Annotated in this window: 29 protein-coding genes; 21 read left to right on the top strand and 8 right to left on the bottom strand. The window is 68.9% G+C overall.

Going from position 1 to position 22349, the window contains the following annotated elements; genetic code table 11:
* Window positions 1–83: 83 nt before the first annotated feature.
* A complete protein-coding gene (gene gap, locus AC07OA_RS22930) occupies window positions 84–1091 on the bottom strand; it encodes a type I glyceraldehyde-3-phosphate dehydrogenase (RefSeq protein WP_494666138.1) in 1008 nt (335 codons plus the stop codon).
* Between the two features lie 215 nt (window positions 1092–1306).
* Between gap and AC07OA_RS22925 the strand changes: the two genes are divergently transcribed.
* Window positions 1307–1717 (top strand): hypothetical protein, encoded by a 411-nt coding sequence (locus tag AC07OA_RS22925; RefSeq protein WP_494666137.1) that lies wholly within the window; start codon window positions 1307–1309, stop codon window positions 1715–1717.
* A gap of 3 nt (window positions 1718–1720) precedes the next feature.
* Window positions 1721–2047, top strand: coding sequence for a cell division protein ZapA (locus AC07OA_RS22920; RefSeq protein ID WP_012284839.1), 327 nt, complete (start codon window positions 1721–1723; stop codon window positions 2045–2047).
* Window positions 2048–2050: 3 nt separating this feature from the next.
* Here the strand turns inward: AC07OA_RS22920 and AC07OA_RS22915 are convergent, their stop codons facing one another.
* Both AC07OA_RS22915 and AC07OA_RS22910 read right to left on the bottom strand, forming a co-directional pair.
* Complete coding sequence (locus AC07OA_RS22915) at window positions 2051–3442, bottom strand: DUF1254 domain-containing protein (RefSeq protein WP_494666136.1); 1392 nt, start codon at window positions 3440–3442, stop codon at window positions 2051–2053.
* 110 nt (window positions 3443–3552) lie between these two features.
* Window positions 3553–4680, bottom strand: a complete 1128-nt coding sequence (locus AC07OA_RS22910; protein WP_494666135.1) for an aminotransferase-like domain-containing protein — start codon at window positions 4678–4680, stop codon at window positions 3553–3555.
* A gap of 84 nt (window positions 4681–4764) precedes the next feature.
* Here AC07OA_RS22910 and AC07OA_RS22905 point away from each other — a divergent pair, with 84 nt between their 5' ends.
* From AC07OA_RS22905 to AC07OA_RS22885, 5 genes are all read left to right on the top strand, one after another.
* A complete protein-coding gene (locus AC07OA_RS22905) occupies window positions 4765–5205 on the top strand; it encodes a MarR family winged helix-turn-helix transcriptional regulator (protein WP_494666134.1) in 441 nt (146 codons plus the stop codon).
* A gap of 389 nt (window positions 5206–5594) precedes the next feature.
* Window positions 5595–5792 (top strand): hypothetical protein, encoded by a 198-nt coding sequence (locus AC07OA_RS22900; RefSeq protein ID WP_494666133.1) that lies wholly within the window; start codon window positions 5595–5597, stop codon window positions 5790–5792.
* Entirely contained in the window at window positions 5770–6435 is a 666-nt protein-coding gene (locus AC07OA_RS22895; RefSeq protein ID WP_494666132.1) for a hypothetical protein, read from the top strand. The genes AC07OA_RS22900 and AC07OA_RS22895 overlap by 23 nt, the downstream gene beginning before the upstream one ends.
* The gene (locus tag AC07OA_RS22890; protein WP_494666131.1) at window positions 6432–7031 is read left to right on the top strand and encodes a 5-formyltetrahydrofolate cyclo-ligase; all 600 of its coding nucleotides are present in this window, start codon (window positions 6432–6434) and stop codon (window positions 7029–7031) included. The genes AC07OA_RS22895 and AC07OA_RS22890 overlap by 4 nt, the downstream gene beginning before the upstream one ends.
* 4 nt (window positions 7032–7035) lie before the next feature.
* Window positions 7036–7857 carry a TIGR00282 family metallophosphoesterase gene (locus tag AC07OA_RS22885; protein WP_494666130.1) on the top strand — a complete coding sequence of 274 codons (822 nt, stop codon included), beginning with the start codon at window positions 7036–7038 and terminating at the stop codon, window positions 7855–7857.
* 56 nt (window positions 7858–7913) lie between these two features.
* On the opposite strand, the gene AC07OA_RS22880 is transcribed toward AC07OA_RS22885, so the two are convergent.
* Complete coding sequence (locus AC07OA_RS22880) at window positions 7914–8252, bottom strand: endonuclease domain-containing protein (RefSeq protein WP_494666129.1); 339 nt, start codon at window positions 8250–8252, stop codon at window positions 7914–7916.
* Window positions 8253–8385: 133 nt separating this feature from the next.
* Window positions 8386–9045 carry a peroxiredoxin gene (locus AC07OA_RS22875; RefSeq protein ID WP_494666128.1) on the bottom strand — a complete coding sequence of 220 codons (660 nt, stop codon included), beginning with the start codon at window positions 9043–9045 and terminating at the stop codon, window positions 8386–8388.
* Window positions 9046–9228: 183 nt separating this feature from the next.
* On the opposite strand from AC07OA_RS22875, the gene AC07OA_RS22870 reads away from it, so the two are divergent.
* On the top strand, window positions 9229–9642 hold the full coding sequence (locus AC07OA_RS22870) for an organic hydroperoxide resistance protein (protein ID WP_494666127.1): 414 nt from the start codon (window positions 9229–9231) through the stop codon (window positions 9640–9642).
* 96 nt (window positions 9643–9738) lie between these two features.
* Here AC07OA_RS22870 and AC07OA_RS22865 read toward each other — a convergent pair whose 3' ends face one another.
* The gene (locus AC07OA_RS22865; RefSeq protein ID WP_494666126.1) at window positions 9739–10044 is read right to left on the bottom strand and encodes a hypothetical protein; all 306 of its coding nucleotides are present in this window, start codon (window positions 10042–10044) and stop codon (window positions 9739–9741) included.
* 106 nt (window positions 10045–10150) lie between these two features.
* Between AC07OA_RS22865 and AC07OA_RS22860 the strand changes: the two genes are divergently transcribed.
* From AC07OA_RS22860 to AC07OA_RS22845, 4 genes are all read left to right on the top strand, one after another.
* Entirely contained in the window at window positions 10151–10906 is a 756-nt protein-coding gene (locus tag AC07OA_RS22860) for a YebC/PmpR family DNA-binding transcriptional regulator (RefSeq protein ID WP_494666125.1), read from the top strand.
* A 228-nt stretch (window positions 10907–11134) separates the two neighbouring features.
* Window positions 11135–11824: an MgtC/SapB family protein gene (locus tag AC07OA_RS22855; protein ID WP_494666124.1), complete on the top strand. Its 690-nt coding sequence runs from the start codon at window positions 11135–11137 to the stop codon at window positions 11822–11824.
* 75 nt (window positions 11825–11899) lie between these two features.
* The gene (locus AC07OA_RS22850; protein ID WP_494666123.1) at window positions 11900–12523 is read left to right on the top strand and encodes a hypothetical protein; all 624 of its coding nucleotides are present in this window, start codon (window positions 11900–11902) and stop codon (window positions 12521–12523) included.
* Between the two features lie 67 nt (window positions 12524–12590).
* Entirely contained in the window at window positions 12591–13514 is a 924-nt protein-coding gene (locus AC07OA_RS22845; RefSeq protein WP_494666122.1) for a nucleoside hydrolase, read from the top strand.
* A 224-nt stretch (window positions 13515–13738) separates the two neighbouring features.
* Here the strand turns inward: AC07OA_RS22845 and dmeF are convergent, their stop codons facing one another.
* Together dmeF and AC07OA_RS22835 are read right to left on the bottom strand one after the other, a co-directional pair.
* Window positions 13739–14692: a CDF family Co(II)/Ni(II) efflux transporter DmeF gene (dmeF, locus tag AC07OA_RS22840; RefSeq protein WP_494666121.1), complete on the bottom strand. Its 954-nt coding sequence runs from the start codon at window positions 14690–14692 to the stop codon at window positions 13739–13741.
* A 9-nt stretch (window positions 14693–14701) separates the two neighbouring features.
* A complete protein-coding gene (locus AC07OA_RS22835) occupies window positions 14702–14974 on the bottom strand; it encodes a metal/formaldehyde-sensitive transcriptional repressor (RefSeq protein WP_494666120.1) in 273 nt (90 codons plus the stop codon).
* 126 nt (window positions 14975–15100) lie between these two features.
* Here AC07OA_RS22835 and ruvC point away from each other — a divergent pair, with 126 nt between their 5' ends.
* The 9 genes from ruvC (at window position 15101) to tolB (ending at window position 22142) form a co-directional block, all read left to right on the top strand.
* Window positions 15101–15622: a crossover junction endodeoxyribonuclease RuvC gene (gene ruvC / locus AC07OA_RS22830; RefSeq protein ID WP_494666216.1), complete on the top strand. Its 522-nt coding sequence runs from the start codon at window positions 15101–15103 to the stop codon at window positions 15620–15622.
* A complete protein-coding gene (ruvA, locus tag AC07OA_RS22825) occupies window positions 15619–16233 on the top strand; it encodes a Holliday junction branch migration protein RuvA (RefSeq protein ID WP_494666119.1) in 615 nt (204 codons plus the stop codon). The genes ruvC and ruvA overlap by 4 nt, the downstream gene beginning before the upstream one ends.
* A gap of 139 nt (window positions 16234–16372) precedes the next feature.
* Complete coding sequence (ruvB, locus tag AC07OA_RS22820; RefSeq protein ID WP_494666118.1) at window positions 16373–17419, top strand: Holliday junction branch migration DNA helicase RuvB; 1047 nt, start codon at window positions 16373–16375, stop codon at window positions 17417–17419.
* 27 nt (window positions 17420–17446) lie between these two features.
* Window positions 17447–18007 carry a hypothetical protein gene (locus tag AC07OA_RS22815; RefSeq protein WP_494666117.1) on the top strand — a complete coding sequence of 187 codons (561 nt, stop codon included), beginning with the start codon at window positions 17447–17449 and terminating at the stop codon, window positions 18005–18007.
* A gap of 24 nt (window positions 18008–18031) precedes the next feature.
* On the top strand, window positions 18032–18472 hold the full coding sequence (locus AC07OA_RS22810) for a YbgC/FadM family acyl-CoA thioesterase (RefSeq protein ID WP_494666116.1): 441 nt from the start codon (window positions 18032–18034) through the stop codon (window positions 18470–18472).
* A gap of 298 nt (window positions 18473–18770) precedes the next feature.
* Window positions 18771–19469 (top strand): protein TolQ, encoded by a 699-nt coding sequence (gene tolQ / locus AC07OA_RS22805; protein WP_494666115.1) that lies wholly within the window; start codon window positions 18771–18773, stop codon window positions 19467–19469.
* Between the two features lie 4 nt (window positions 19470–19473).
* A complete protein-coding gene (locus AC07OA_RS22800; RefSeq protein ID WP_494666114.1) occupies window positions 19474–19983 on the top strand; it encodes an ExbD/TolR family protein in 510 nt (169 codons plus the stop codon).
* 12 nt (window positions 19984–19995) lie between these two features.
* Complete coding sequence (gene tolA / locus AC07OA_RS22795; RefSeq protein WP_494666113.1) at window positions 19996–20811, top strand: cell envelope integrity protein TolA; 816 nt, start codon at window positions 19996–19998, stop codon at window positions 20809–20811.
* A gap of 14 nt (window positions 20812–20825) precedes the next feature.
* Window positions 20826–22142 (top strand): Tol-Pal system beta propeller repeat protein TolB, encoded by a 1317-nt coding sequence (gene tolB / locus AC07OA_RS22790; RefSeq protein ID WP_494666112.1) that lies wholly within the window; start codon window positions 20826–20828, stop codon window positions 22140–22142.
* Window positions 22143–22349: the final 207 nt, after the last annotated feature.

Raw genomic sequence — 22349 nt, 5'->3', positions numbered from 1 at the left:
TGTCGGCGGACTTGGGACTAGGCGGGGACTAAACGGGCAAGGAAAACCCCCGCGCCTCGGAGAGGGCGGGGGTTTGGCAGGCTTTAGAGGAACTTCGCCATTTCCAGAGCGGTGTCGCTCATGCGGGTCGCGAAGCCCCATTCGTTGTCGTACCAGCTGAGCACGCGGACCAGCTTGCCCTCGATGACCTGGGTCTGGGGCAGGGCGGCCGTCGAGCTGGCGGCGATGTGGTTCAGGTCCGACGAGACCAGCGGGTCGGTGGTGGTGAACAGCACGCCGTTCATGGCGCCGTCGGCGGCGGCCTTCAGGGCGGCGTTGACTTCGTCGACCGTGGTGTCGCGCGAGGGCACGACCTTCAGGTCGATGACCGAGACGTTCGGGGTCGGCACGCGGATCGACGAGCCGTCCAGCTTGCCCTTCAGGGCCGGCAGCACCAGGCCCAGGGCCTTGGCGGCGCCGGTCGAGGTGGGAATCATGCTCAGGGCCGCGGCGCGGGCGCGGTAGAGGTCCTTGTGCATGGTGTCCAGCGTGGGCTGGTCGCCGGTGTAGCTGTGGATCGTGGTCATGTAGCCACGCTCGATGCCGACCAGGTCGTGCAGGACCTTGGCCACCGGGGCCAGGGCGTTGGTGGTGCACGAACCGTTGGAGACGACGATGTCGTCGGCGGTCAGGGTCTCGTGGTTGACCTTGTAGACGATGGTCTTATCGGCGCCGTCGGCGGGGGCCGAGACCAGCACGCGCTTGGCGCCGGCGGCCAGGTGCAGGGCGGCCTTGTCGCGGGCGGTGAAGATGCCGGTGCACTCGAAGGCGATGTCGACGCCCAGGTCCTTGTGCGGCAGTTCTTCAGGGTTACGGATGGCCGTGACCTTGATCTTGCCCAGGCCCACGTCGATCCAGTCCTCGCCCGACGTCACCGTGCCCGGGAAGCGGCCGTGGACGCTGTCGTAGCGCAGCAGGTGGGCGTTGGTCTCGACGGGCCCGAGGTCGTTGATGGCGACGACCTCGATGTCGCGGCGCGCATGCTCGGCGATGGAGCGCAGGACGAGACGTCCGATCCGGCCGAAACCGTTGATGGCGACGCGAACAGCCATGAGGTCTTTCTCCTAACGAGCGTTTGGTCGACACGACCAACGTTACCTTGATTTTGCAGGGCGTTTTGCGGGCGCTGGGCCGGAAGTCAACCCCAGGAACGTTGAGGTCGTGCATGGTAATGTTACCAAGTCCGTTTCATCGCCCAATTGTCGCCATGGCGGCTGGCGAAGCGGACAGCGATCTATATGTTGCGCCGCATGATTGGACGATGCCGATGACCCCGGGCGAAGGGAACGCCCTCGAACTCGCCGCACGCCGCCTGGAGCGCGCCGTGGGCCAGCTGGAACAGAAGATCGCCGCCGAGCGCGCGGCGCGTGTCGCTTCGGCCGCCGCCGCCGCGCCGTCGGGCGCGCCTGGCCTGTTCGACGCCGACGCCGAGGCGGAAGCCGAGTCCCGCGCCGCCCGCCTGGCCGTCGACCTGGAGGCCGCCCGCGCCCGCGAGAAGGCCCTGGAGGAAGCCGGCGAGCAGGCGTCCGAGGCCCTGGGCCGCGCCATCGCCGAGATCCGCGCCGCCCTGGGCGACGAGAGCCTGATCACCGAAGGCGTCCATGACGACGACGAGGACGATCTCGACGACGAAGGGGGCGATCTCTTCCCCGAGGATCGTCCGGAAAGGGAGGCCTGACCCATGGCCCAACTGACCATCCAGGTGAACGGCCGCCCCTACACCGTCGGCTGCGAGGACGGGCAGGAGGCCCACCTGCTGGAAATCGCCCGCCTGTTCGACCGCCAGGTCCGCCAGGTCAGCCAGGACGTCGGCCAGCTGGGCGAGACGCGCCTGTTCCTGATGGGCGCCCTGCTGCTGGCCGACGAGCTCTCCGACCTGAAGCTGCGCCTGGCCCACGCCCAGTCGGAGCTGGCCCGCCTGCAGACCGAGCAGACCCGCGTCGAGATCCGCGCCATCAAGGCCCTGGACGCGGCGTCCGAGAAGATCGAGGCCCTGGTCCAGGGCTAGGGTTCAGGCGCGCCGGAAGTCGTCCGGCTTCCAGGAGCCGTCGAAGGCTCCGGCCTCGGGGCCGTAGATGCGGAAATAGACGAACCAGCCCTTGCCGGGGATCGTCCTGATCCAGCGCCCTTCGCCCTCGGCGGGCGGCTCGGGGCCGAAGTGCAGGTCGACCGACGCGCCGGACAGGTCCTTCAGTTCGAACATCGACCGCAGGGCCGCCTTGTTCTGGTCGGTCGCGATCTGGGAGCGGGTCTCGGCGTCGTAGACCGTCACCGACCAGAACAGCTTGCCCGGCACGGGCAGCGGCACGGTCAGCCGGTAGGCCTGGCCGCCCTCGAGATAGGCGCCGGTCTCGTCGCGATGGCCCAGCCAGTAGAGCGAGCCGGCCTGGGTGTCGCGCCGGAACATGGCCGGCGACGCCCCGATGGCCTGGAAGAACCACTTTTCCCGCGCCTCCAGGTCCAGATGGGCGCCGGTGTTGAAGTCGCCGTCCTCGAACCGCAGGCTGGCCCATTCCCAGCGGCGGTCGGGCCAGACGATCCGGTCCGGACGGCGGTCGTCGAACGACTGGACGCGCATCTGGGCGTTGCCCGTCCTGGCGGCCTCCTCGAGGACGCCGCGCATGCGCTCGTCCGGGGCGAACGGCTTGCCGCGCTCGATGCCCAGGGCGGCCAGCATGCCGTACTCGCTGCGATAGCCGGCATAGGGCGGCTGGGTGTCGATGGCGTATTTCAGCTCTTCCCAGAACCGGAAGTTGGTTTCCCAGGCCAGGGGCGTGGTGTCCTGCGGGACGTCGGTCAGGTCCTTCCAGACCGGCTCCTCCCAAGGCGTGGCCGGGTCCAGCGGATAGACCTTGATCGTGGTCAGCCGGGCCTTGGCGCCGGCGACGTCGCCGTTCACCGGCATGGAACGCGCGCCCACGACCTGGAGATTGGCGCTGGTGCGATGGATGTAATAGCCGCTCTCGGGCAGGGGCCCGGTATAGTCCGGCCCGACCAGCAGGTGCTTGCCGCCCTTGCCGCCGTCCGGTCCCGGCAGCCCCATGTCGGCCACCCAGCGCTGGTTGACGTCGATGGAGCAGACGATCAGCGGGCCCGGCTGCAGCTCGATCACCAGGGGACCGGCGCTGAGGTCCAGGTCCATCGGGCCGTAGGGGGTGTCGGAATTGCCGGTGTACATCAGCTGGCTGGGCTTCAGCTCCAGCATGCCGAACACCTTGTTGGGGATCAGGCCGACCGGCTCGTTGCCCTTGATCATCGCCACGCCCGAGACCGTCGGATAGAAGAACCTGTAGGCCTCGATGGCCCGCTGGAGATCGGTCCGGTCGTAGGCGGCCTGGCTCGCGCCGGTCTGGGGATAGCCGCCCTCGAAGGCGGCGGAAATGTCGTCCGGCTGAGTGGGCATGGCGAGCCTCCTGGGTCGGCCGCCAGATCATCGCGTCGCCCGGGACTCCTCAATCGGGCGAAACCCCGATGGGCGGACCGGGAACGCGCTAGGCGTCGCCGGCGCCGGCTTCACGATCCCCGCAGCAGCTCCGCCAGGATCGCCAGCCCCCGCTCGGCCGCCTCGGGCTCGGCCAGGCTGAAGTTCAGGCGCATGGTCGGCGAGGCGCCGCCCTCGGCCAGGAAGTGGCTGCCGGGGGTGAAGAGCACGCCGCGTTCGACGGCCTTCTTCAGCAGGGCTTCGATGTCGGTCCCGTCGGCCAGGGTCAGCCAGAAGAACAGGCCCCCCGGCGGCAGGCTCCAAGAGGCCAGATTGCCCAGATGCCGCGTCAGGGCGTCGGCGAAGACGTCGCGCTTGCGGCGATAGAGGGCGCTGACCTGCTCCATCCGCTCGGCGCGGCCCGGATCGTTCAGATACTGCAGCACCATCCACTGGCTGAGCCGATTGGTGTGCAGGTCGGCGGCCTGCTTCAGCTGGACCAGCAGCGGGAAGAGGTCGGGCGAGGCGGTCAGGTAGCCCAGGCGCAGGCCGGGGGCGACGGTCTTGGAGAACGAGCCCTGGTAGATCCACGAGCCGCCCTTCATCCAGGCGCAGGCGGGCGTGCGTTCCGAGGGCTCGTAGACCAGGTCGCGATAGGGATCGTCCTCGAACAGGATCACGTCGTGGGCGAGGCACGCCTCCGCCGTCGCCTGGCGCTCGGCGTGGCTCCAGCACTGGCCGGTGGGGTTCTGGAAGGTGGGGATGACGTAGGCCATCGAGGGCGGCGCGGCGTCCCAGCCGGCGGCGGGATCCTTGCGGTCCATGACCTGGAACTCGGCGCCGTAGAAGCGGAACACCTGCAGGGCGGCCAGATAGGCGGGCGACTCCACGGCCAGGCGCGTGCCGGCGTCGATCACCAGCTTGGCCGTCAGGTCGATGCCCTGCTGCGAGCCCGACAACAGCAGGATGCGGTCGGCGTCGGTGTCCAGGCCCAGGGCGGAGAGATCGGCGGCGATCCGCTCGCGTAGCGGCGCCTCGCCCTCGGTGGGGCCGTATTGCAGCAGGTCGCGGGGTGGCGGGGGCAGGTCCAGCCCCGCGAAGGTCTCGGGCGCGGGCAGGCCGCCGGCGAACGAGATCATGCCGGGCCGTTGGGACACGTTGAGCATGTCGCGCACGGGGGAGGGGCGGATGTCCCCGCTTCGCACCGACAAACGCGCCATGGCTGGCCTCCCTGGATGGCTCTCAACAGTGTCAATGACCTTGACCTATCGACACCATGGGGCGGCGCGACCTAATGTGTCAATATGGTTGACCTGGATGATCATGCCCCCTGCGGCGATTTGCGCGACGCGATCGAGCAATTCTATTTCGCCTATCGCGGCTTTACCGACCGTCCCGACCGCATTCTGGAGCGGCGGGGACTGGGGCGGGTGCATCACCGCATCCTCTATTTCATCGGCCGCCGGCCCGACGTGTCGGTGCGCGGCCTGCTGGACCTGCTGGCCGTCAGCAAGCAGGCCCTCAACGCCCCGCTGCGCCAGCTGATGGAGATGGGGCTGGTCGGGGCCGAGGCTTCTCCCGACGATCGCCGCGTCAAGCGCCTGAGCCTGACGGAGGCGGGGCGTCGGCTGGAGGCCGAGCTCACCGAAGCCCAGACTCGGCACCTGCGGGCGGCGTTCGACCGGGCCGGGCCGGAAGCGACGGCGGGGTGGCGGGCGGTGATGGGGGCGTTGGTCGAGGGGTGAGGCGCACCGACTTGCCCCCACCTGGCGGCTGCGCCGCCTGTCCGCCCCCGTAGGGGGCGGAGGACGAAAGCGCGGGTCCTCTTCCCCTTTCGGGGGAAGGAGCGCCGAAGGCGCGAAGGGGGCAAGTGCGGCAAGGTCACCCCTGGCAATCGGGGCCCCGAACGCCTATCTTGTTCGACGGCGGGTCTTGCTGTGGCCCTCGTCGAAGATTTCTATTCCCAGGGACCTTAATCTCTCTATCGGGACCTGTTCCCTCCCGTGGCCGTGGCTGCGGGAACACGGGGCCCACCTGTAACTAACAGGTTCGAGTGGATTGAAACGTCTTCACGGTTCTTCGCGGCGCCGCCACCCTATCTCCTCTTGTTCACCTTTTGGTTCGTGCCATACTCATGGGCATGGCGACCCCGCAGAAGAAATCGACCGCGCGCAAGGCGAAGGCTGGTTCGAGCCAGGGCGAGCGCCCGTTCCTGTATCGCGGGATCAAGATCCACCCGATGCCGGGCAAGCGGTCCGCCCTCGCCGAGACCATTCGCGAAGGCTTTCGGACCCTGAACGATACGACGCGTGCCCGCTCGTCCGAAGGGTAGGTCGGCGAAGGCCAGGTTCCCGGCGGCGCGTTCGGTTTTCATCAACTGCCCGTTCGACGAAGACTTCCAGCCGATCTTCCGGGCGATGGTCTTCGCCATCGTGATGGCCGGGCACCATCCGCGTTGCGCGCTGGATTCCACCGACGGCGCCGAGGTGCGGGTCGACAAGATCGCCCGCCTGATCGGCGAATGCGACTGGGGCATTCATGACCTCTCGCGCGTCGAGGTCGGACCCGGCGGCCTGCCGCGGTTCAACATGCCGATGGAACTGGGCCTGCACCTGGGCGCCCGCCTGCTGGGCGAGGGGCGCCATCGCCGCAAGCGCGCCCTGATCCTGGACGCCGACCGGCATCGCTATGACGCGGTCCTGTCGGACATCAGCGGCCAGGATATCGAGTCTCACGGCGGCGATCCGGACCAGGCGATCCGTTGCGTCCGCGACTGGCTGTCCGACCACCGGCCCCACAACGCGCCCCCGCTGGCCGGCGCGGCCGCGATGCGGAGCGACTACCGGGTCTTCAACGCCCAGCTGGCCGCCTTGCTGGCGCCGCGCCGGCTGGATCCAGAGGCGCTGACCCACAGTGATTTCCTGTTCGCCGTTCTGGACTGGATGCGCGACCGCACAGCGAGCCAGACGCCATGACCATCGCCGATCCCGCTTCCGCCAAGACCGCCCTGCGCGTGTTCGTCCGCAATCGTCGCAAGCAGCTGGCGCTGGAGCATCCCGAGGCCGGTTGGATGGCCGTGGACCTGGCGCGCGAGCCGCTGACCAAGCGTTTCCCCGATCCCAAGGGCAAGGTCGCGGCCGTCTATATGGGCCTGGGCTCGGAGCTGGAGAGCCGTCACCTGGCGGCCTGGCTGGCCGAACAGGGCTGGACCCTGGCCCTGCCCAGCGTCGAAGGCGAGGAGGGACGGATGGTCTTCCGGCAGTGGACGCCGGGCGACAACCTGGTCCGCGACCAGATCGGCCTGGCCGCGCCGCATCCCTCCAAGCCCGAACTTGAGCCCGACATGGTGGTCACGCCGCTCTTGGCTTTCGAGCGCAGCGGCGTGCGCCTGGGGCAGGGCGGGGGCTATTACGACCGGGCGCTGGAGGCCCTGCGGGCCCGCAAGAGCGTCTTCGTCCTGGGTCTGGCCTATGTGGGCCAGGAGACACACGGCCTGCCGATCGAGCCCCACGACCAACGATTGGACGCCATCCTGACGGAAAGCGAGTATATCGCCGTCCAAGAGGACTGATTTCATGCGTTTTGCTTTCTTCGGCGACGTCGTGGGCAAGTCGGGCCGCGACGGCCTGGCCGACCACCTGCCCGCCCTGCGCCGCCAGCTCCAGCTGGAGTTCGTGATCATCAACGCCGAGAACGCCGCCGCCGGCTTCGGCATCACCGAGAACACCGCCCGCGAGCTGTTCGAGGCCGGGGCCGACTGCCTGACGCTCGGCAATCACAGCTGGGACCAGCGCGAGGCCCTGACCTACATCGTGCGCGAGCCGCGCCTGATCCGTCCCGCCAACTATCCGATCCTGTCGGACGCGCCGGGCCGGGGCAGCCACCTGTTCCAGACGGACTCGGGCAAGACGATCTTCGTCGTCAACCTGCTGGGCCGAGTGCACATGGACGCCATGGACGACCCGTTCGCCGCCGCCGACCGCGAGCTGGACAAGGCTCCGCTGGGCCAGGTGGCCGACGCGGTGGTGGTCGACATGCACTGCGAGGCCACCTCCGAGAAGATGGCCATGGGCCACTATTGCGACGGCCGCGCCTCGCTGGTCGTCGGCACCCACACCCACGTGCCCACCGCCGACGCCCAGGTGCTGCCGGGCGGCACGGCCTACCAGACCGACGCGGGCGCCTGCGCCGACTACGACAGCGTGATCGGCAACCAGAAGGAAGAGCCCCTGCGGCGCTTCACCACCAAGATCAGCGGCGGCCGCTACCAGCCGGCGTCCGGCCCGGCCACGGTCTGCGGCGTCTTCGTCGAAACCGACGACCGCACGGGCCTGGCCAAGCGGGTGGAGCCGATCCGCGTGGGCGGCCGGCTCAAGGAAAGCGTGCCGACGCTGTAGAACCCTCTCCCAGCGGGAGAGGGAGGGGCCCGCGCGAAGCGTGGGAGGGTGAGGGATTACGCCCTCAACCGGAGCGCCGCGCCGATGGCCTCGGCCACGCCTCCGGGATCGGCCAGCACCAGTTCGTTGTCGAACCGCAGGACGTGAAAGCCGCAACGTTCCAGAGCCTCGGTACGGCGAGCGTCGTGATCCTCGCGGCCTTCGTGGGATGTACCGTCGAGCTCGACGATCAGGTTCGCATCACGACAGACGAAGTCCGCGAAATAGCGGTCGATCGGAACTTGGCGGCGGAACTTGTAGCCACCTAGCCGGCGGCCGCGGACGATCGCCCAAAGCTTTTCCTCAGCGAAGGTCTGGCCACGACGCAGGCGGCGCGCATTAGGGATCGGATCCATGACGCAAGTCTGGATCAAAACAAGAACGCGGCAAGCGAAGTAATCGGGGTTTCGCTTTTGGCGGCGTCACCCCTCACCCTCCCACCGCTTCGCGGCGGGCCCCTCCCTCTCCCCTCCGGGAGAGGGTTTCAATTTAACGCGGCTGCTTGGTCGTGCGCAGGTACGGCTTGTGCGTGGTCCAGCCGTTGGGGAACAGGTCCTTGGCCGCTTCGTCGGTGACGGCCGGGACGATGATCACGTCCTCGCCCTGCTTCCAGTTGGCCGGGGTGGCCACCTTGTAGCCGGCGGTCAGCTGGATGGAGTCGATCACCCGCAGGATCTCGTCGAAGTTCCGTCCGGTGGTCATCGGATAGACCAGGATCAGCTTGATGGTCTTGTCGGGCGCGATGATGAAGACGTTGCGGACCGTGGCGTTGGTGGCGGCCGTGCGGCCTTCCGAGGTGCCTTCGGTGTCGGCCGGCAGCATGCCGTAGAGCTTGGAGACCGACAGATCGACGTCGGCGATCATCGGGAAGTTCGGGGCGTAGCCTTGGGTTTCCTTGATGTCCTCGGCCCAGCGGGCGTGGTTGTCGGCCGGGTCGACCGACAGGCCCAGGGCTTTGACGCCGCGCTTGTCGAGTTCGGGCTTCAGCCGGGCCACCGCGCCCAGCTCGGTGGTGCAGACCGGGGTGAAGTCCTTGGGGTGCGAGAAGAATAGCACCCAGTTGTCGCCGGCCCACTCGTGGAAGTGCAGCGGCCCCTCGGTGGAGTCCTGGGTGAAGTCCGGCGCGATGGCGTTCAGTTGCAGGGTCATGGGAGCTCCGCGGGGCGGTGTTGGAAACGCAGGGGCCAGGGGTAACCCGTCGGGCGCGCGGGGGCGGAGCCAGAAATACCGGAAGCGGGGCGCGGAATCCTTCAAGCCGGCGGCGCTTGCGTCTGTCACATCCACGGTCGCAAGGTGAGGGCCGCGAACTCAACGCCCGCCAAGGAGCCTTTCATGACCGACGCCATCTACACCGCCCGCGCCCACGCCGTCGGCGGCCGCGAAGGGACCGCCAAGACCGACGACGGCCACCTGGACGTCAAGCTGGGCTATCCCAAGTCGCTGGGCGGCAACGGCGAGGGCACCAATCCCGAGCAGCTGTTCGCCGCCGGCTACGGGGCCTGCTTCCTGGGCGCCCTGGGCCTTGTGGCCCGCAGCCAGGGCGTCAAGCTGGGCGAGCACAGCCTGGATGTCGAGGTCGACCTGATCAAGGACGAGACCAGCTTCCACGTCGGCGCCCGCCTGACCCTGAACGCCCCGGACGTCGACGCCGAGACGGCCCAGAAGCTGCTGCACGCCGCCCACGAGGTGTGCCCCTATTCGAAGGCCACGCGCGGCAATATCGAGGTCGAGCTGAAGGTGGCGTAACCGCCGGGGACACGCCCTCGCGGCGTGTCCCCATCAGCTAGCGCTGCGCCAAGGCTTGGGGACACGCCGCGAGGGCATGTCCCCGGCCGTGTGGCGCTAGCGCCGTTTCTCCACGATCCGGCCGACGATCAGCTCGTCGATCTCCAGACGCCGAAACCGCGCCCGGCCCACCGAGAGCCGGCCGATGGCCACCGCGCCGATGGCGATGGCGCCCACCGCCACGGCTCCGATGGCCAGTCCGCCCAGGGCGGCCGCGCCGGCCGACAGGGCGCCGGTCGCCGCCGCGCCCGTGGCCACGGCCGGAGGCTTCTCGGCCCCGTACATCGCCTCGTGATCCTGCGCCTCCAGGGCGGCCAGGCGGGCCGGGTCGAACGGGTCGGAGGTGTAGTCGGGCGGGACCATCGAAGAGCCTCGGCGGAGGGGTTGAACGCTTGGAGGATGACAATGTGGGCCGCCAAGCGCTAGAAGCCCCGCCACACTTTCCTTTTGCAGACTGAAGAGCCTTCGAATGGCCGGCCACTCGAAATTCAAGAATATCATGCACCGCAAGGGCCGCGCCGACGCCGCGCGCTCCAAGCTGTTCTCCAAGCTGTCGCGGGAAATCACCGTGGCGGCCAAGGCGGGCCTGCCCGACCCGAACATGAATCCGCGCCTGCGCCTGGCCGTGAACAACGCCAAGGCCGAGAGCCTGCCCAAGGACGTCATCGACCGCGCCATCAAGCGCTCGCAGATGGGCGACGCGGCCGACTATTCGGAAATCCGCTACGAGGGCGTGGCCGCCGGCGGCGTCGGCATCATCGTCGAGGTGCTGACCGACAACAGGAACCGCGCCGCAGCCAACGTCCGCTCCTACTTCACCAAGATGGGCGGCAACCTGGGCGCCACCGGTTCGGTGACCTTCAACTACGACCGCGTGGGCCAGATCACCTATCCGGGCAAGGTCGCCAGCGAGGACGCCATGATGGAGGCCGGCATCGAGGCCGGCGCCGACGACGTCATCTCCGACCTGGACGAAGAGGGCGAAGGCCACACGATCTACACCGCCTTCGAGGACCTCAACGAGGTGGCCGCGGCCCTGGAAGCCAAGTTCGGCCCGGCGTCGAACACCAAGGTCGCCTGGCGCCCCAAGAGCACCATCCCGGTCACCGGCGACTCGGTGGCCACCCTGATGAAGCTGCTCGACGCCCTCAACGAGGACGACGACGTCCAGGACGTCTATTCCAACGAAGAGATCAGCGACGAGGACATCGCGAAGTTGGGCTAGTTCTCCTGATCCTTCTCCCCTTGCGGGAGAAGGTGTCGGCGCAAGCCGACGGATGAGGGGTCGAAAGACAGATCCGCCGCGATCAGCCGAAAGGCCGGTCGCGGCGGTTTTCGTTCGTGCGACCCCTCACCCGACCCCGGCTTTCGCCGGGGCCGCCCTCTCCCGCAAGGGGAGAGGGAAGGAGAAGGGGGAAAGGGATCGCGGTCCCGCTTCGTCCGTTCACCCCCTATGGACCCCCTCGCCGACATCGCCCCGCCCATCCTCGGCGCCCTGGTCGCGGGTGGCGCGATCGGGTTCGAGCGGGAGTATCGGGCCCGGCCGGCGGGGTTGCGCACCCACATGCTGGTGGCCCTGGCCTCGGCGGTTCTGATGCTGGCCGCCGTGCACCAGATCACCTGGCTGGAAGGCGCGTCCGAGGCGGTGGTGCGGATCGATCCGGTGCGCATGGCCCACGGCATCCTGACCGGCGTCGGCTTCCTGTGCGGCGGGGTGATCTTCCAGCAGGGCGCCTCGGTGCACGGCCTGACCACGGCCGCGTCGCTGTGGATCACCTCGGCCATCGGCACCCTGTTCGGCGTGGCGCTGTACGAGCTGGCCATCGGCGCGACGGTGCTGTCGCTGGTCGTGCTCAGCGGCGCACGGTGGCTGGACCGCCACATGCCCCAGAAGAACTTCGCCGAGATCGCCGTGCGCTCGCGCCGCGACGGGGTGATCGACGAGCCCGAACTGCGCCGCATCCTGAAGGCCTTCGACCTGGAAGGCGCCCGCATCAACCAATGCCTGCGCGATGGCGGGGCGGTGTTCGAGGTGGCCGGGCCGTTTTCGGGCCGGGGCGTGCTGAAGCTGGAGGCCCTGTCGGCGGCGCTGCGGGCCGATCCGCGCGTGGTGGAGTTCGACATCCTGCCCCGCAAGGATTGAAGCGGCGCCGTTTGAGCGGATTTCGCAAGCTGGAGTGTTAGTCCCGCAGAGGCCGTCCTGCCCCAGGGAAACACGATGGAAATCCAGCGCGCCCGACCGATCGGGGACCTGCTGTACGAGATGACGCTTTGGACGCTGTTCTATCCGCGCACCCTTTGGCGGGTGCTGCTGCGGCCGGCTGAACTGGACGGAGCGGGCGAGGGCGAGGAGCGGATCAGTCCGCCGCTGTTCCTGCTGATCTCGATCCTGACCGCCCACGCCCTGGACCTGGCCATGCGGGCCGAGCTGGACCAGCGCGTGGCGGGGCTGGATCTGAGCCTGCTGGCCTTCCGGACGACGGCCTTCGGCCTGTTCCCGGTGGTCATGGCCGTGGGCGTCCTGAAGCGGGAAGGCCGGCCCGTCGACCGCCAGACGCTGCGCGGACCGTTCGACCTGCAATGCCTCTACGCCGCCCCGTTCGCCATTTCGGTCTCGGTGGCCGCCGTGCTGGGCGGATCGCCGACGGCGGCGGTGAAGGCGGCGGGGGCGGGGCTGATCGCGGCGGCGGCGGCCTGGTACCTGTGCGTCCAGGTCCGCTGGCTGCGGGCGCGGCTGGCGGTGGGGCCGCTGAAGGCCCTGGCCGAGGCCCTGCGGCTGATCGCCCTGGCCCTGGCCGCCTGCCTGGGGCTGACCCTATTGGGGCTGCGTCCCGTCACCTGAAATCCTTGCTGGAGCGGCCTTCCCGGCGCCCTGGCCGCCGCGCTATGCTCGCCTTATGGCGCTGCGCTTGCACATCGACACCGACTGCGGCGTGGACGACGCCCTGGCCCTGGCCATGCTGGCGCGGTCCCGCGACGCCGTGGAGATCGTCTCGGTCTCGGCGGTGTTCGGCAACACCTATGTCGACCAGGCCGCCGCCAACGCCCGGGGGGTGCTGCGCCTCGCCGGCTGTCCCGCCGAGGTCTATATCGGCGCCGGCTCGGGCGTGGCCAAGCGGCGGGTCGAGCGCATGCGACCGGCCCACGGGGTGGACGGGCTGAACGGCGCCGGCTTCTCCCAGCGCTGGAAGCTGCCGGAGCTGGATCGCGGCCAGGGCAGCCTGCTGGCCTTCCGCGCCCGGGCGCGGGTGAGGGGGCTGTTCCTGGGGCCGCTGACCAACCTGGCCAACGGCCTGCTGGAGGACGCCGCCGCCTTCCGCGACTGGCGCCCCACCATCATGGCCGGCGCCTTCGCCGTGCAGGGCAAGGCCCACGGCGGCGCCGACTTCAACACCTGGAGCGACGCCGAGGCCCTGGCCCGGGTGCTGGAGCGCGGGGTCATGCCGCGTCTGACGCCGCTGGACGTCACCTCGAAGGTGACCCTGACCGCCGAGGCCATGGCCGCCGGCTCCACCGCCTGCGGCACGCCGCTGTCGGTCCGGCTGAACAAGGCCATCGGCCCCTACATGGCCTTCCACAGGCAGGTCTGGGGGCTGGAAGGCGAGGGTTGTCACCCGCACGACGCGGTGGTGGCCGCCAGCGTCGTAGCGCCCGAGCTCTTCACCTTCGAGCCGGCCCGCCTGCGGGTGCTGACCGACGGCGAGCACCTGGGCCGCATCGAGCGGATCGAGGGCGAGCCCAACGCCGAGGTCTGCGTGGCGGTGGACGTGGCGGCGGTGGAGCAGTTGCTGCTGGACCGGCTGTTCTGCGCGCCGGTGCTGGATCCGGCTTGAGGGACTTAGGCTTGGTGCGTAGGGAGCGACTAGATGCTCCTTCTCCCCTTGCGGGAGAAGGTGGCCTGCGAAGCAGGTCGGATGAGGGGTTGAAAGCCCTGTCCGGAAAGGTCTGAGAGACCCCTCACCCGACCCCACTGCGTGGGGCCACCCTCTCCCGCAGGGGGAGAGGGGCTTCGGTCAGCCCGGGGGGGCGTTGGTGGAACTCGCTCCCGTCGCTCCCCTCAGGCCGCGTGGGCCTCGACGGTCACGTGGGTCAGTTCGTGCACGCGCTTCAGTCGCTGGCGCACCTCGCCGGCCGGCGCCGCGCCCAGATAGCTGACGATGGCGCCATAGGCCCCCGGCCCCAGTCGCCAGACGTGCAGGTCGGTGATCCGGGCGTCGCCGGGGCCTTCGACCTCCTCGCGCATCTCGGTCTCCAGGGCCGGGTCGGAGGCGTCCAACAGCACCGAGGCGGCGTCGCGCATCAGGCCCCATGCCCACACCGCGATCACGGCGGCGCCGACGATGCCCATCACCGGGTCCAGCCAGGTCCAGCCCAGGAAACGGCCGGCCAGCAGGGCGGCGATGGCCAGGACCGAGGTCAGGGCGTCGGCCAGCACGTGCACGAAGGCGGCGCGCAGGTTGTTGTCCTGGTGCTTGTGGTGGTCGTGGTCGTCGTGCGCGTGGCCATGGTCGTGATCGTGGTGATGGTCGTGGCCATGGCCGTGATGGTGATGCCCGCCGCCCAGCAGCAGGGCGCTGACCAGATTGACGGCCAGGCCGATCACCGCGACCAGCGTGGCCTGGCCGAAGGCCACGGGCTGGGGCGCCAGCAGGCGGCCCACCGACTCCCAGGCGATGCCGATGGCCACCACGGCCAGCACCAGGGCCGAGGCGAAGCCGGCCAGGTCGCCGACCTTGCCCGTGCCGAAGCTGTAGCGGCCGCTGCGGGCGTGCTTGCGGGCATAGGCGTATGCGGCGGCCGCCACGGCCAGTGCCCCGGCGTGGGTGGCCATGTGGAAGCCGTCGGCCAGCAGGGCCATGGAGTTGAACACCGTGCCGGCGACGATCTCGCCCACCATCATGATGGTGGTCAGGCCCACCACCAGCAGGGTGCGGCGGGTGTTGTCGTCATGGGCGGCGCCCAGGAAGACGTGGTCGTGAGTCAGGGTCTGGATGTCGCGGTCGAGGGTCATGTGTCGGGCCTATTTGGCGTAGCGGCGGATGGCGGCGATCAGCTCGTCGGCGCCTTGCTGTCGGTCTTCGGGGGCGAGGCCGGGGGCGGCGACGTGTTCGCGCAGGTGGGCCTCCAGGATCTCGTCCATCAGCCCGTTCACCGCCCCGCGCACGGCGGCCACCTGCTGCAGGATCGAGGCGCAGTCGGCGTCGTCGGTCAGGGCGCGCTCGACGCCGTTCAGCTGGCCGGCGATGCGGCGGACGCGGGCGATCAGGGCCGTGTCGGATTTCAGATGTGCCATACTATACCCCTCTATAGTATATGGCCGGCAAAGGCGAGTCCCGCGCGGTTCCGGGCCTCCAACCGCCCAAGCTTAAGGTTTCATTAGGGAAGTCGCGGCTTTTCCTGGGAGGCGAAACCGGCGATGGTGCGAGAACACATGATGAACGCGAATCGCACGCCTATCCGAATCCTGGGGCTGGACCCGGGCCTCCGCCGCACCGGCTGGGGCGTGGTCAGCGTCGAGGGCTCGCGCATGAGCCACGTCGCCCACGGGGTGATCGCGCCCGACGACAAGGGCGACTTCGCCGACCGCCTGCTGGCCCTGTTCGAGGGCATCGGGGCGGTGATCGCCGAGCACCGTCCGGACGAGGCGGCGGTGGAGGAGGTGTTCCTCAACACCAACGCCCAGTCGACCCTGAAGCTGGGCCACGCCCGCGCCGCATCCCTGATCGCGCCCGCCCGCGCAGGGTTGGTGGTGGCCGAGTATTCGACCCGGCTGGTCAAGAAGGCGGTGGTCGGCACGGGGGCGGCCGACAAGGCCCAGATCGGCTTCATGATCGCCCGCCTGCTGCCCACGGCCGGCAAGACCACCTCCGACTGCGCCGACGCCCTGGCCGTCGCCATCACCCACGCCAATCTGCGCGTCGCCAACCGGAGGGTCGCATGATCGGCAGACTGCGCGGGGCCGTGGGCGAGATCGGCGAGGAAGAGGCGCTCATCGACGTGATGGGCGTGGGCTATGTCGTGCGCTGCGGCGCGCGGACCCTGCAGCGCCTGCCGGCCCTGGGCGAGGAGGCCCTGCTGCACATCGAGAGCCAGTGGAGCGAGAGCGCAGGCCTGCGGCTCTACGGCTTCCTGGCCCGCGACGAGCGCCGGGCCTTCGTGCTGCTCCAGGCGATCCAGGGCGTGGGTCCCAAGGCGGCCATGGCGGTGCTGGACGTGCTGTCGCCGGCCGAGCTGGCCAGCGCGGTGGCCCGCGAGGACAAGGCCGCCGTGGGCCGCGCCAACGGCGTGGGGCCGAAGCTGGCCCTGCGGATCGTCACCGAGCTGAAGGACAAGCCCATCGTCGACGGTCCGGTGTTCATGGGCGCGCCGACGACGGTCGCGGCGGCGCCGGCCAAGGCCGCGCCGACGGGCGACGCGGTGGCGGCGCTGATGGGCCTGGGCGTGGCCGAGGTCAACGCCCGCCGCGTCATCGAGGCCGCCGCCGACAAGCTGGGCGAAGAGGCCACGGTGCAGCAGTTGATCAAGGCGGGCTTGCAGGAGTTGGGACGGTGAGCGCGACCCACTTGCCCCCTACGGACCGCTTCGCGGTCGTCTTCCCCCATAGGGGGAAGAGTTGCGCCGCGCTGACCTCGGCTCCGCCCCCTACGGGGGCGGACAGACCGCGAAGCGGTCAGGTGGGGGCAAGTCAGCAATGACCCGCATCGTTTCAGGTGAAGCCCAACCTCACGAGGCCATCCCCACCGCCAGCGACCGCGCCCTGCGGCCGCAGACCCTGGCCGAGTTCGTCGGCCAGGAGCAGGCCAAGGGCAATCTGCGCATCTTCATCGAGGCGGCCAAGGGCCGGGGCGAGGCCCTCGACCACGTGCTGCTGTTCGGCCCGCCCGGCCTGGGCAAGACCACCCTGGCCCAGATCGTGGCCCGCGAGCTGGGCGTGAACTTCCGCGCCACCTCCGGCCCAGTGCTGAACAAGGCCGGCGACCTGGCGGCGATCCTGACGAACCTGGAAGCCAACGACGTCCTGTTCATCGACGAGATCCACCGCCTGCCCTCGACCGTGGAGGAGATCCTCTATCCGGCCATGGAGGACCACGTACTGGACCTGGTGATCGGCGAGGGGCCGTCGGCGCGCTCGATCCGCATCGATCTGGCGCCCTTCACCCTGGTGGCGGCCACCACGCGGGCGGGCATGCTGGCCACGCCCTTGCGCGACCGCTTCGGCATCCCGATACGCCTGGAGTTCTACACCCCGGCCGAACTGCGCCACGTGCTGCTGCACGCCGCCCGCAAGATGGGCGCGCCGCTCAGCGACGACGGGGCCGACGAGATCGCCAAGCGCGCCCGGGGCACGCCGCGCGTCGCCGGCCGCTTGCTGCGCCGCGTCCGCGACTTCGCCGCCGCCGACGGGGCGACCGTCATCGACCGCAAGGCCGCCGGCATGGCCCTGGCGCGTCTTGAGGTGGACGAGAGCGGGCTCGACAGCCTCGACCGCCGCTACCTGCGCGCCATGATCGACAACTACGGTGGCGGCCCGGTGGGCGTCGAGACCATCGCCTACGCCATCGCCGAGGCCCGCGACGCGGTCGAGGACGTGATCGAGCCCTATCTCATGCAGCAGGGCTTCATCCAGCGCACCCCGCGCGGGCGGATGGCTTGTGGGAAGGCGTATCTGCACCTGGGCCTGACGGAGCCGACCACGGTGCCGAAGATCGTGCAGGGCGGGCTGTTTGGAGACGAATAATTCTGACAAGTCTTTAGAGGGCTGACCATGGCGCCGATGGATGACCGTTCGGAAAAGCTGAAGGTGCTTGAGGCGCAATTTCAAGCAAGTGTCGATGCGCTCACTGCAGAACACGCCGCGCGTCTAAATTTTCATAACGACAATTACGAAGGCTGGTTTAGAGCCTGGATGTTATCGTTGGCTGTCGGGAATGGTGGAGGGTTAATTACCCTCGGAGCTGCTTTGATAAATGGTTGGAAGTTAGGTATTTGGTTTGCAATCGTGCCCGCATTGTGGGTTTTCGCAGGTGGGCTTTGCTGTGCTGGTATCGCTCCTCTTATTCGAAGTAGTTATCATTTAGCCTTGAAGGTTGAAAATGAATTTGGGAAAGTTTGGGTTCTCTCGGCGGAAGATCGTCGTGCTAAAATCGAAAATCGGATGGAGCGGCTCAGGAGCAGCGGGAACTCATCTCAACGATTAGCCGAAAAGTTTGCCATAGCCGCGATGGTTGCTTTTGCTTTCGGCCTAATCTGGCCGTTGGCCGTGGTTACGCTTTGGCTTTTTCACGCGCTTCCGCCCGAGCTGTCTTGGCCTTATCCAGTCCAATAATTTCACGCCGCTGCAGTAGGGCGCATGACTCACCCCCAACCCACCGCCGGTGTCTTCGAAGGCCGCGAGCACCAGCTTCCGGTCCGCATCTACTACGAGGACACCGACTTTTCCGGCATCGTCTACCATGCCAACTACCTGCGCTATTTCGAGCGGGGGCGGAGCGACTTCTTCCGGCTGGTGGGGATCTCGCACACCGAGCTGCACAAGGCCGACACCGCCTTCGCGATCATCCGCATGGAGCTGGACTTCAAGCGCTCGGCCAGGGTCGACGACGCCCTGGTGGTGCGCACCACCTACGACCGGGTGAAGGGGCCGCGCCTGTTCGTCAGTCAGCGCATCACCCGGGGCGAGGAGTTGATCTGCCAGGCGGCCGGCGAGGCGGTCTGCATCACCCTGGACGGACGGCCGCGCAAGCCGACGGCGGAGATGCTGGCCCAGCTGGCGCCGTGGCTGGAGGGGTAACCCCCACGCCCGTCATCCTCGGACTTGTTCCGAGGACCCCTCGGTCCGCCGAGCTGTCGTTCGAAGATCAGCCGCGAGCTTTCCGTCTCACCGTCTTCGTTCTTCGCGGTTGAAGCAGGGGTCCTCGGAACAAGTCCGAGGATGACGGACGGTGGAGCAACACACAAAAACCCGCACCCCCACCGATTGTCATAGTTTCACCATGGCCCCGCTTCATGCCAGTAAGGGCGCAACGGAACCCCGGGAGGTGCGCTATCCACCTTCCACCCTACTGACGCCCCAACGGAGTTGACCCCGCATGGACGCCGCCGCAGGCCCCCAGAGCTTTTCCTTCATCTCGCTGTTCATGCAGGCCGACTGGGTGGTCAAGGGCGTGATGGTCGGCCTGATCCTGGCCTCGCTGGGCTCGTGGGCGGTGATCATCGACAAGCTGTTCCGCTTCTCGTCGCTGAACAGCGCCGCCAACCGATTCGAGGATCAGGTCGGTTCGGGCCAGGGGCTGGAGGAGATCGCGGCCCAGCACGGCCCCAACCCCAAGCAGCCCCTGCCGCGCATGCTGCAGGCGGCCCTGAAGGAATGGCGCGACGCCAAGTCCAAGGGCGCGCTGGGCGAGGCCCAGGCCGCCTTCCTGATCCAGCGCATCGACCGGATGATGGACACCCTGATCTCGCGCGAGACCGGCAAGGCCGAGGAAGGCCTGGGCAGCCTGGCCATCGTCGCCACCGCCAGCCCGTTCATCGGCCTGTTCGGCACGGTCTGGGGCATCATGCACGCCTTCCAGAACATCGCGATCTCGAAGAACACCTCGCTGGCCGTGGTGGCCCCGTCCATCGCCGAGGCCCTGTTCGCCACCGCCATCGGCCTGATCGCCGCCATCCCGGCCTATATCGCCTACAACAAGTTCTCGACCGACGCGGGCAAGTTCGCCGGCCGGCTGGAGAACTTCGCCGACGACCTGTCGACGGCCATCCAGCGCCGCCTGAGCGAGCGGGTCTAGTCCCATGGCCATGTCCGCCAACGACGCCTTCGCCACGGGCGGCCGTCGCGGCCGCCGCCGGGGCCGCCGCCGGGGCAAGGGCGCCCTGTCCGAGATCAACGTCACCCCGCTGGTCGACGTGATGCTGGTGCTGCTGATCATCTTCATGATCAGCGCCCCGCTCTTGACCGCCGGCGTGCCGCTGGAGCTGCCCAAGACCGAGGCCGCCGCCCTGCAGAACCAGCAGGAGCCGCTGACCGTGTCGATCAAGGCCGACGGGGCGGTGTTCATCGGCGAGGCCGAGAGCCCGTTCGCCGAGCTGGCCCCGCGCCTGTCGTCGATCGCCGGCGACGGCTACGACAAGCCGATCTTCGTGCGCGCCGACGGCAAGGCCAGCTACGCCATCGTCGCCCAGGTGATGGCGGCCCTGTCGAACGCCGGCTTCACCAAGATCAACCTGCTGACCGACACCGGCGGCCCCTCTTCGGGCAAGACGGAGGCGGCCGCTCCGGACGCCCTGCGTCCGGCGCAGTGAGGTGATCGCGCGGTGAGCTATCGCGAGGACAGAACCAACTTCACCCCGGCTTTCATCGGGGCGATCGGCCTCCACGCCCTGGTGGTGGTCGCGATCATCTTCATGCCGCACACCTCCAAGCCGATCACCATCGGCGAGAGCGTGCCGGTGACCATCGTCACCGAAGGCCCCACCAACGTGCGTCCCGCCATCGAGGCGCCCGAGGAACAGACGGCCCAGACCGAGGAGCCGACGCCGCAGGCCGATCCCCAGCCGCCGGCCCCCGTGCCCGCGCCGGTTCCTACGCCCGCCCCGGCGCCGCCCAAGACGGTCGCGCCTGCCCCGACGCCCAAGCCCACGCCCGCCAAGCCGACCCCGGCCAAGCCCGCCAAGCCCGAGCCGGACTTCTTCGCCTCGCTGGAAAAGACCCTGGCCAAGACGCCCAAGTCGACCGGCAAGCCCGTGGCCAACGCCCCCAAGGGCCCGACCCGTCCGGAAACCGCCACCCAGGCCCGCCCGGGCGCGGGCGCCATGACCGGCGCGCAGGCCGCCGCCATCGCCGGCATGAAGGACGAGATCCAGCGCCGCTGGAACCCCAACTGCGAGGTCGAGGGCGGCGGCGACGTGCAGGTGAAGGTCAACTTCACCCTGGCCACCGGCGGCCGCATCGTCGGCAAGGTGACGGCCAACGGCGCGGAGAACTCGCCCAACGCCACGGTCAAGGCCGCGGCCGAACGCGCCATCCGCGCGGTCTACCAGTCGGCGCCCTTCGAGGGCTTGCCGCCGGACTATTATGGCCCGCAACTCAATTTGAACTTCAAGGCGCGCGACGCTTGCGCGGCGCGATAGGGAGGACCCGAAGAATGAACCTGAAGTCCGTCTTCACGGGGCTGGCCACGGCCGCCGTCCTGGCCGTCTCGATGGCCGCCTTCGCGCCGACCCCGGCCCGTGCCCAGATCGAGATCGACATCGACAAGGGCGCGGTCAAGCCGCTGCCCGTGGCCATTCCCGCCTTCTCGGGCGGCGGCCAGCGCGGCGCCGACATCAGCCAGGTCATCAGCGGCAATCTGGAGCGCTCGGGCCTGTTCCAGCCGTTGAACGTCTCCAGCGTGGCCGACAAGCTGACCGACGTGAACGTCCAGCCGCGCTTCCCCGACTGGCAGGCCACCGGCGCCCAGGCCCTGATCAACGGCCAGGTGACGGTCGGCGCCGACGGCGTGCTGCGCGTCGACTTCCGCCTGTGGGACACCTTCAGCCAGCAGCAGCTGCTGGGCCTGCAGTTCACCTCCACCGCCGAGAACTGGCGGCGCGTGGCCCACAAGATCAGCGACGCGGTCTATGAGCGGCTGACCGGCGAGAAGGGCTATTTCGACACCCGCGTGGTGTTCGTGGCCGAGAGCGGCGGCAAGATGAGCCGCGTCAAGAAGCTGGCCATCATGGACCAGGACGGCGCCAACCCGCAGTACCTGACCGACGGCTCCTACATCGTCATGACGCCGCGCTTCTCCTCGACCAGCCAGGAGATCACCTACATGGCGCTGCGGCCCACGGGCTCCAGCATCTATCTGCTGAACCTGCAGACCGCCCGCCAGGAGACGGTGGGCAAGTTCCCCGGCATGGTCTTCGCCCCGCGCTTCTCGCCCGACGGCGCCAAGGTGGCCTTCTCGGTCGAGAAGAACGGCAACAGCGACATCTACGTGATGGACCTGCGGTCGCGTCAGTCGACCCGCATCACCACCGACCCGGCCATCGACACCTCGCCGTCGTTCTCGCCGGACGGCTCCAAGATCGTCTTCAACTCCGACCGCGGCGGCCAGGCCCAGCTCTATGTGATGAACACGGACGGTTCGGGCGTGCGCCGCATCTCGTACGGCGGCGGCCGCTACACCACCCCGGTGTGGAGCCCGCGCGGCGACTTCATCGCCTTCACCAAGCAGACGGGCGGCGAGTTCCACATCGGCGTCATGCGCGCCGACGGCGGCGACGAGCGCCTGCTGACCACCAGCTATCTGGACGAGGGCCCCACCTGGGCGCCCAACGGCCGGGTGCTGATGTTCTCGCGCGAGGGCGCCAGCGGCAATTCGCGGCTGTGGACGGTGGACATCACCGGCCGCATCCTGCGCCCCGCCGCCTACCAGGGCGCGGCGTCGGACCCGGCGTGGTCGCCGCTGCTGGATTGATCGATCCGCCCCCTATGGGGGCGGACAGGCCGCGCAGCGGCCAGGTGGGGGCAAGTGGCGAAGGGCTCCGGCGTCTATCCACACCACTTTCCCGCAACCTCTGCCGTAGCCGCGCGTTGGCGTTAAGTCGTTCATCCAGCGTTCACCCACTGGGTGAAACGAGGTGCTGTGCGACATTCTGACGCCATTGTGAGGTGCAGGGGATGT

The sequence above is a fragment of the Caulobacter sp. GW821-FHT09B08 genome (genome assembly GCF_059418225.1).
The sequence above is the reverse complement of the archived record's forward strand: the minus strand, read 5'-3'. Positions and strand labels throughout refer to the sequence as shown.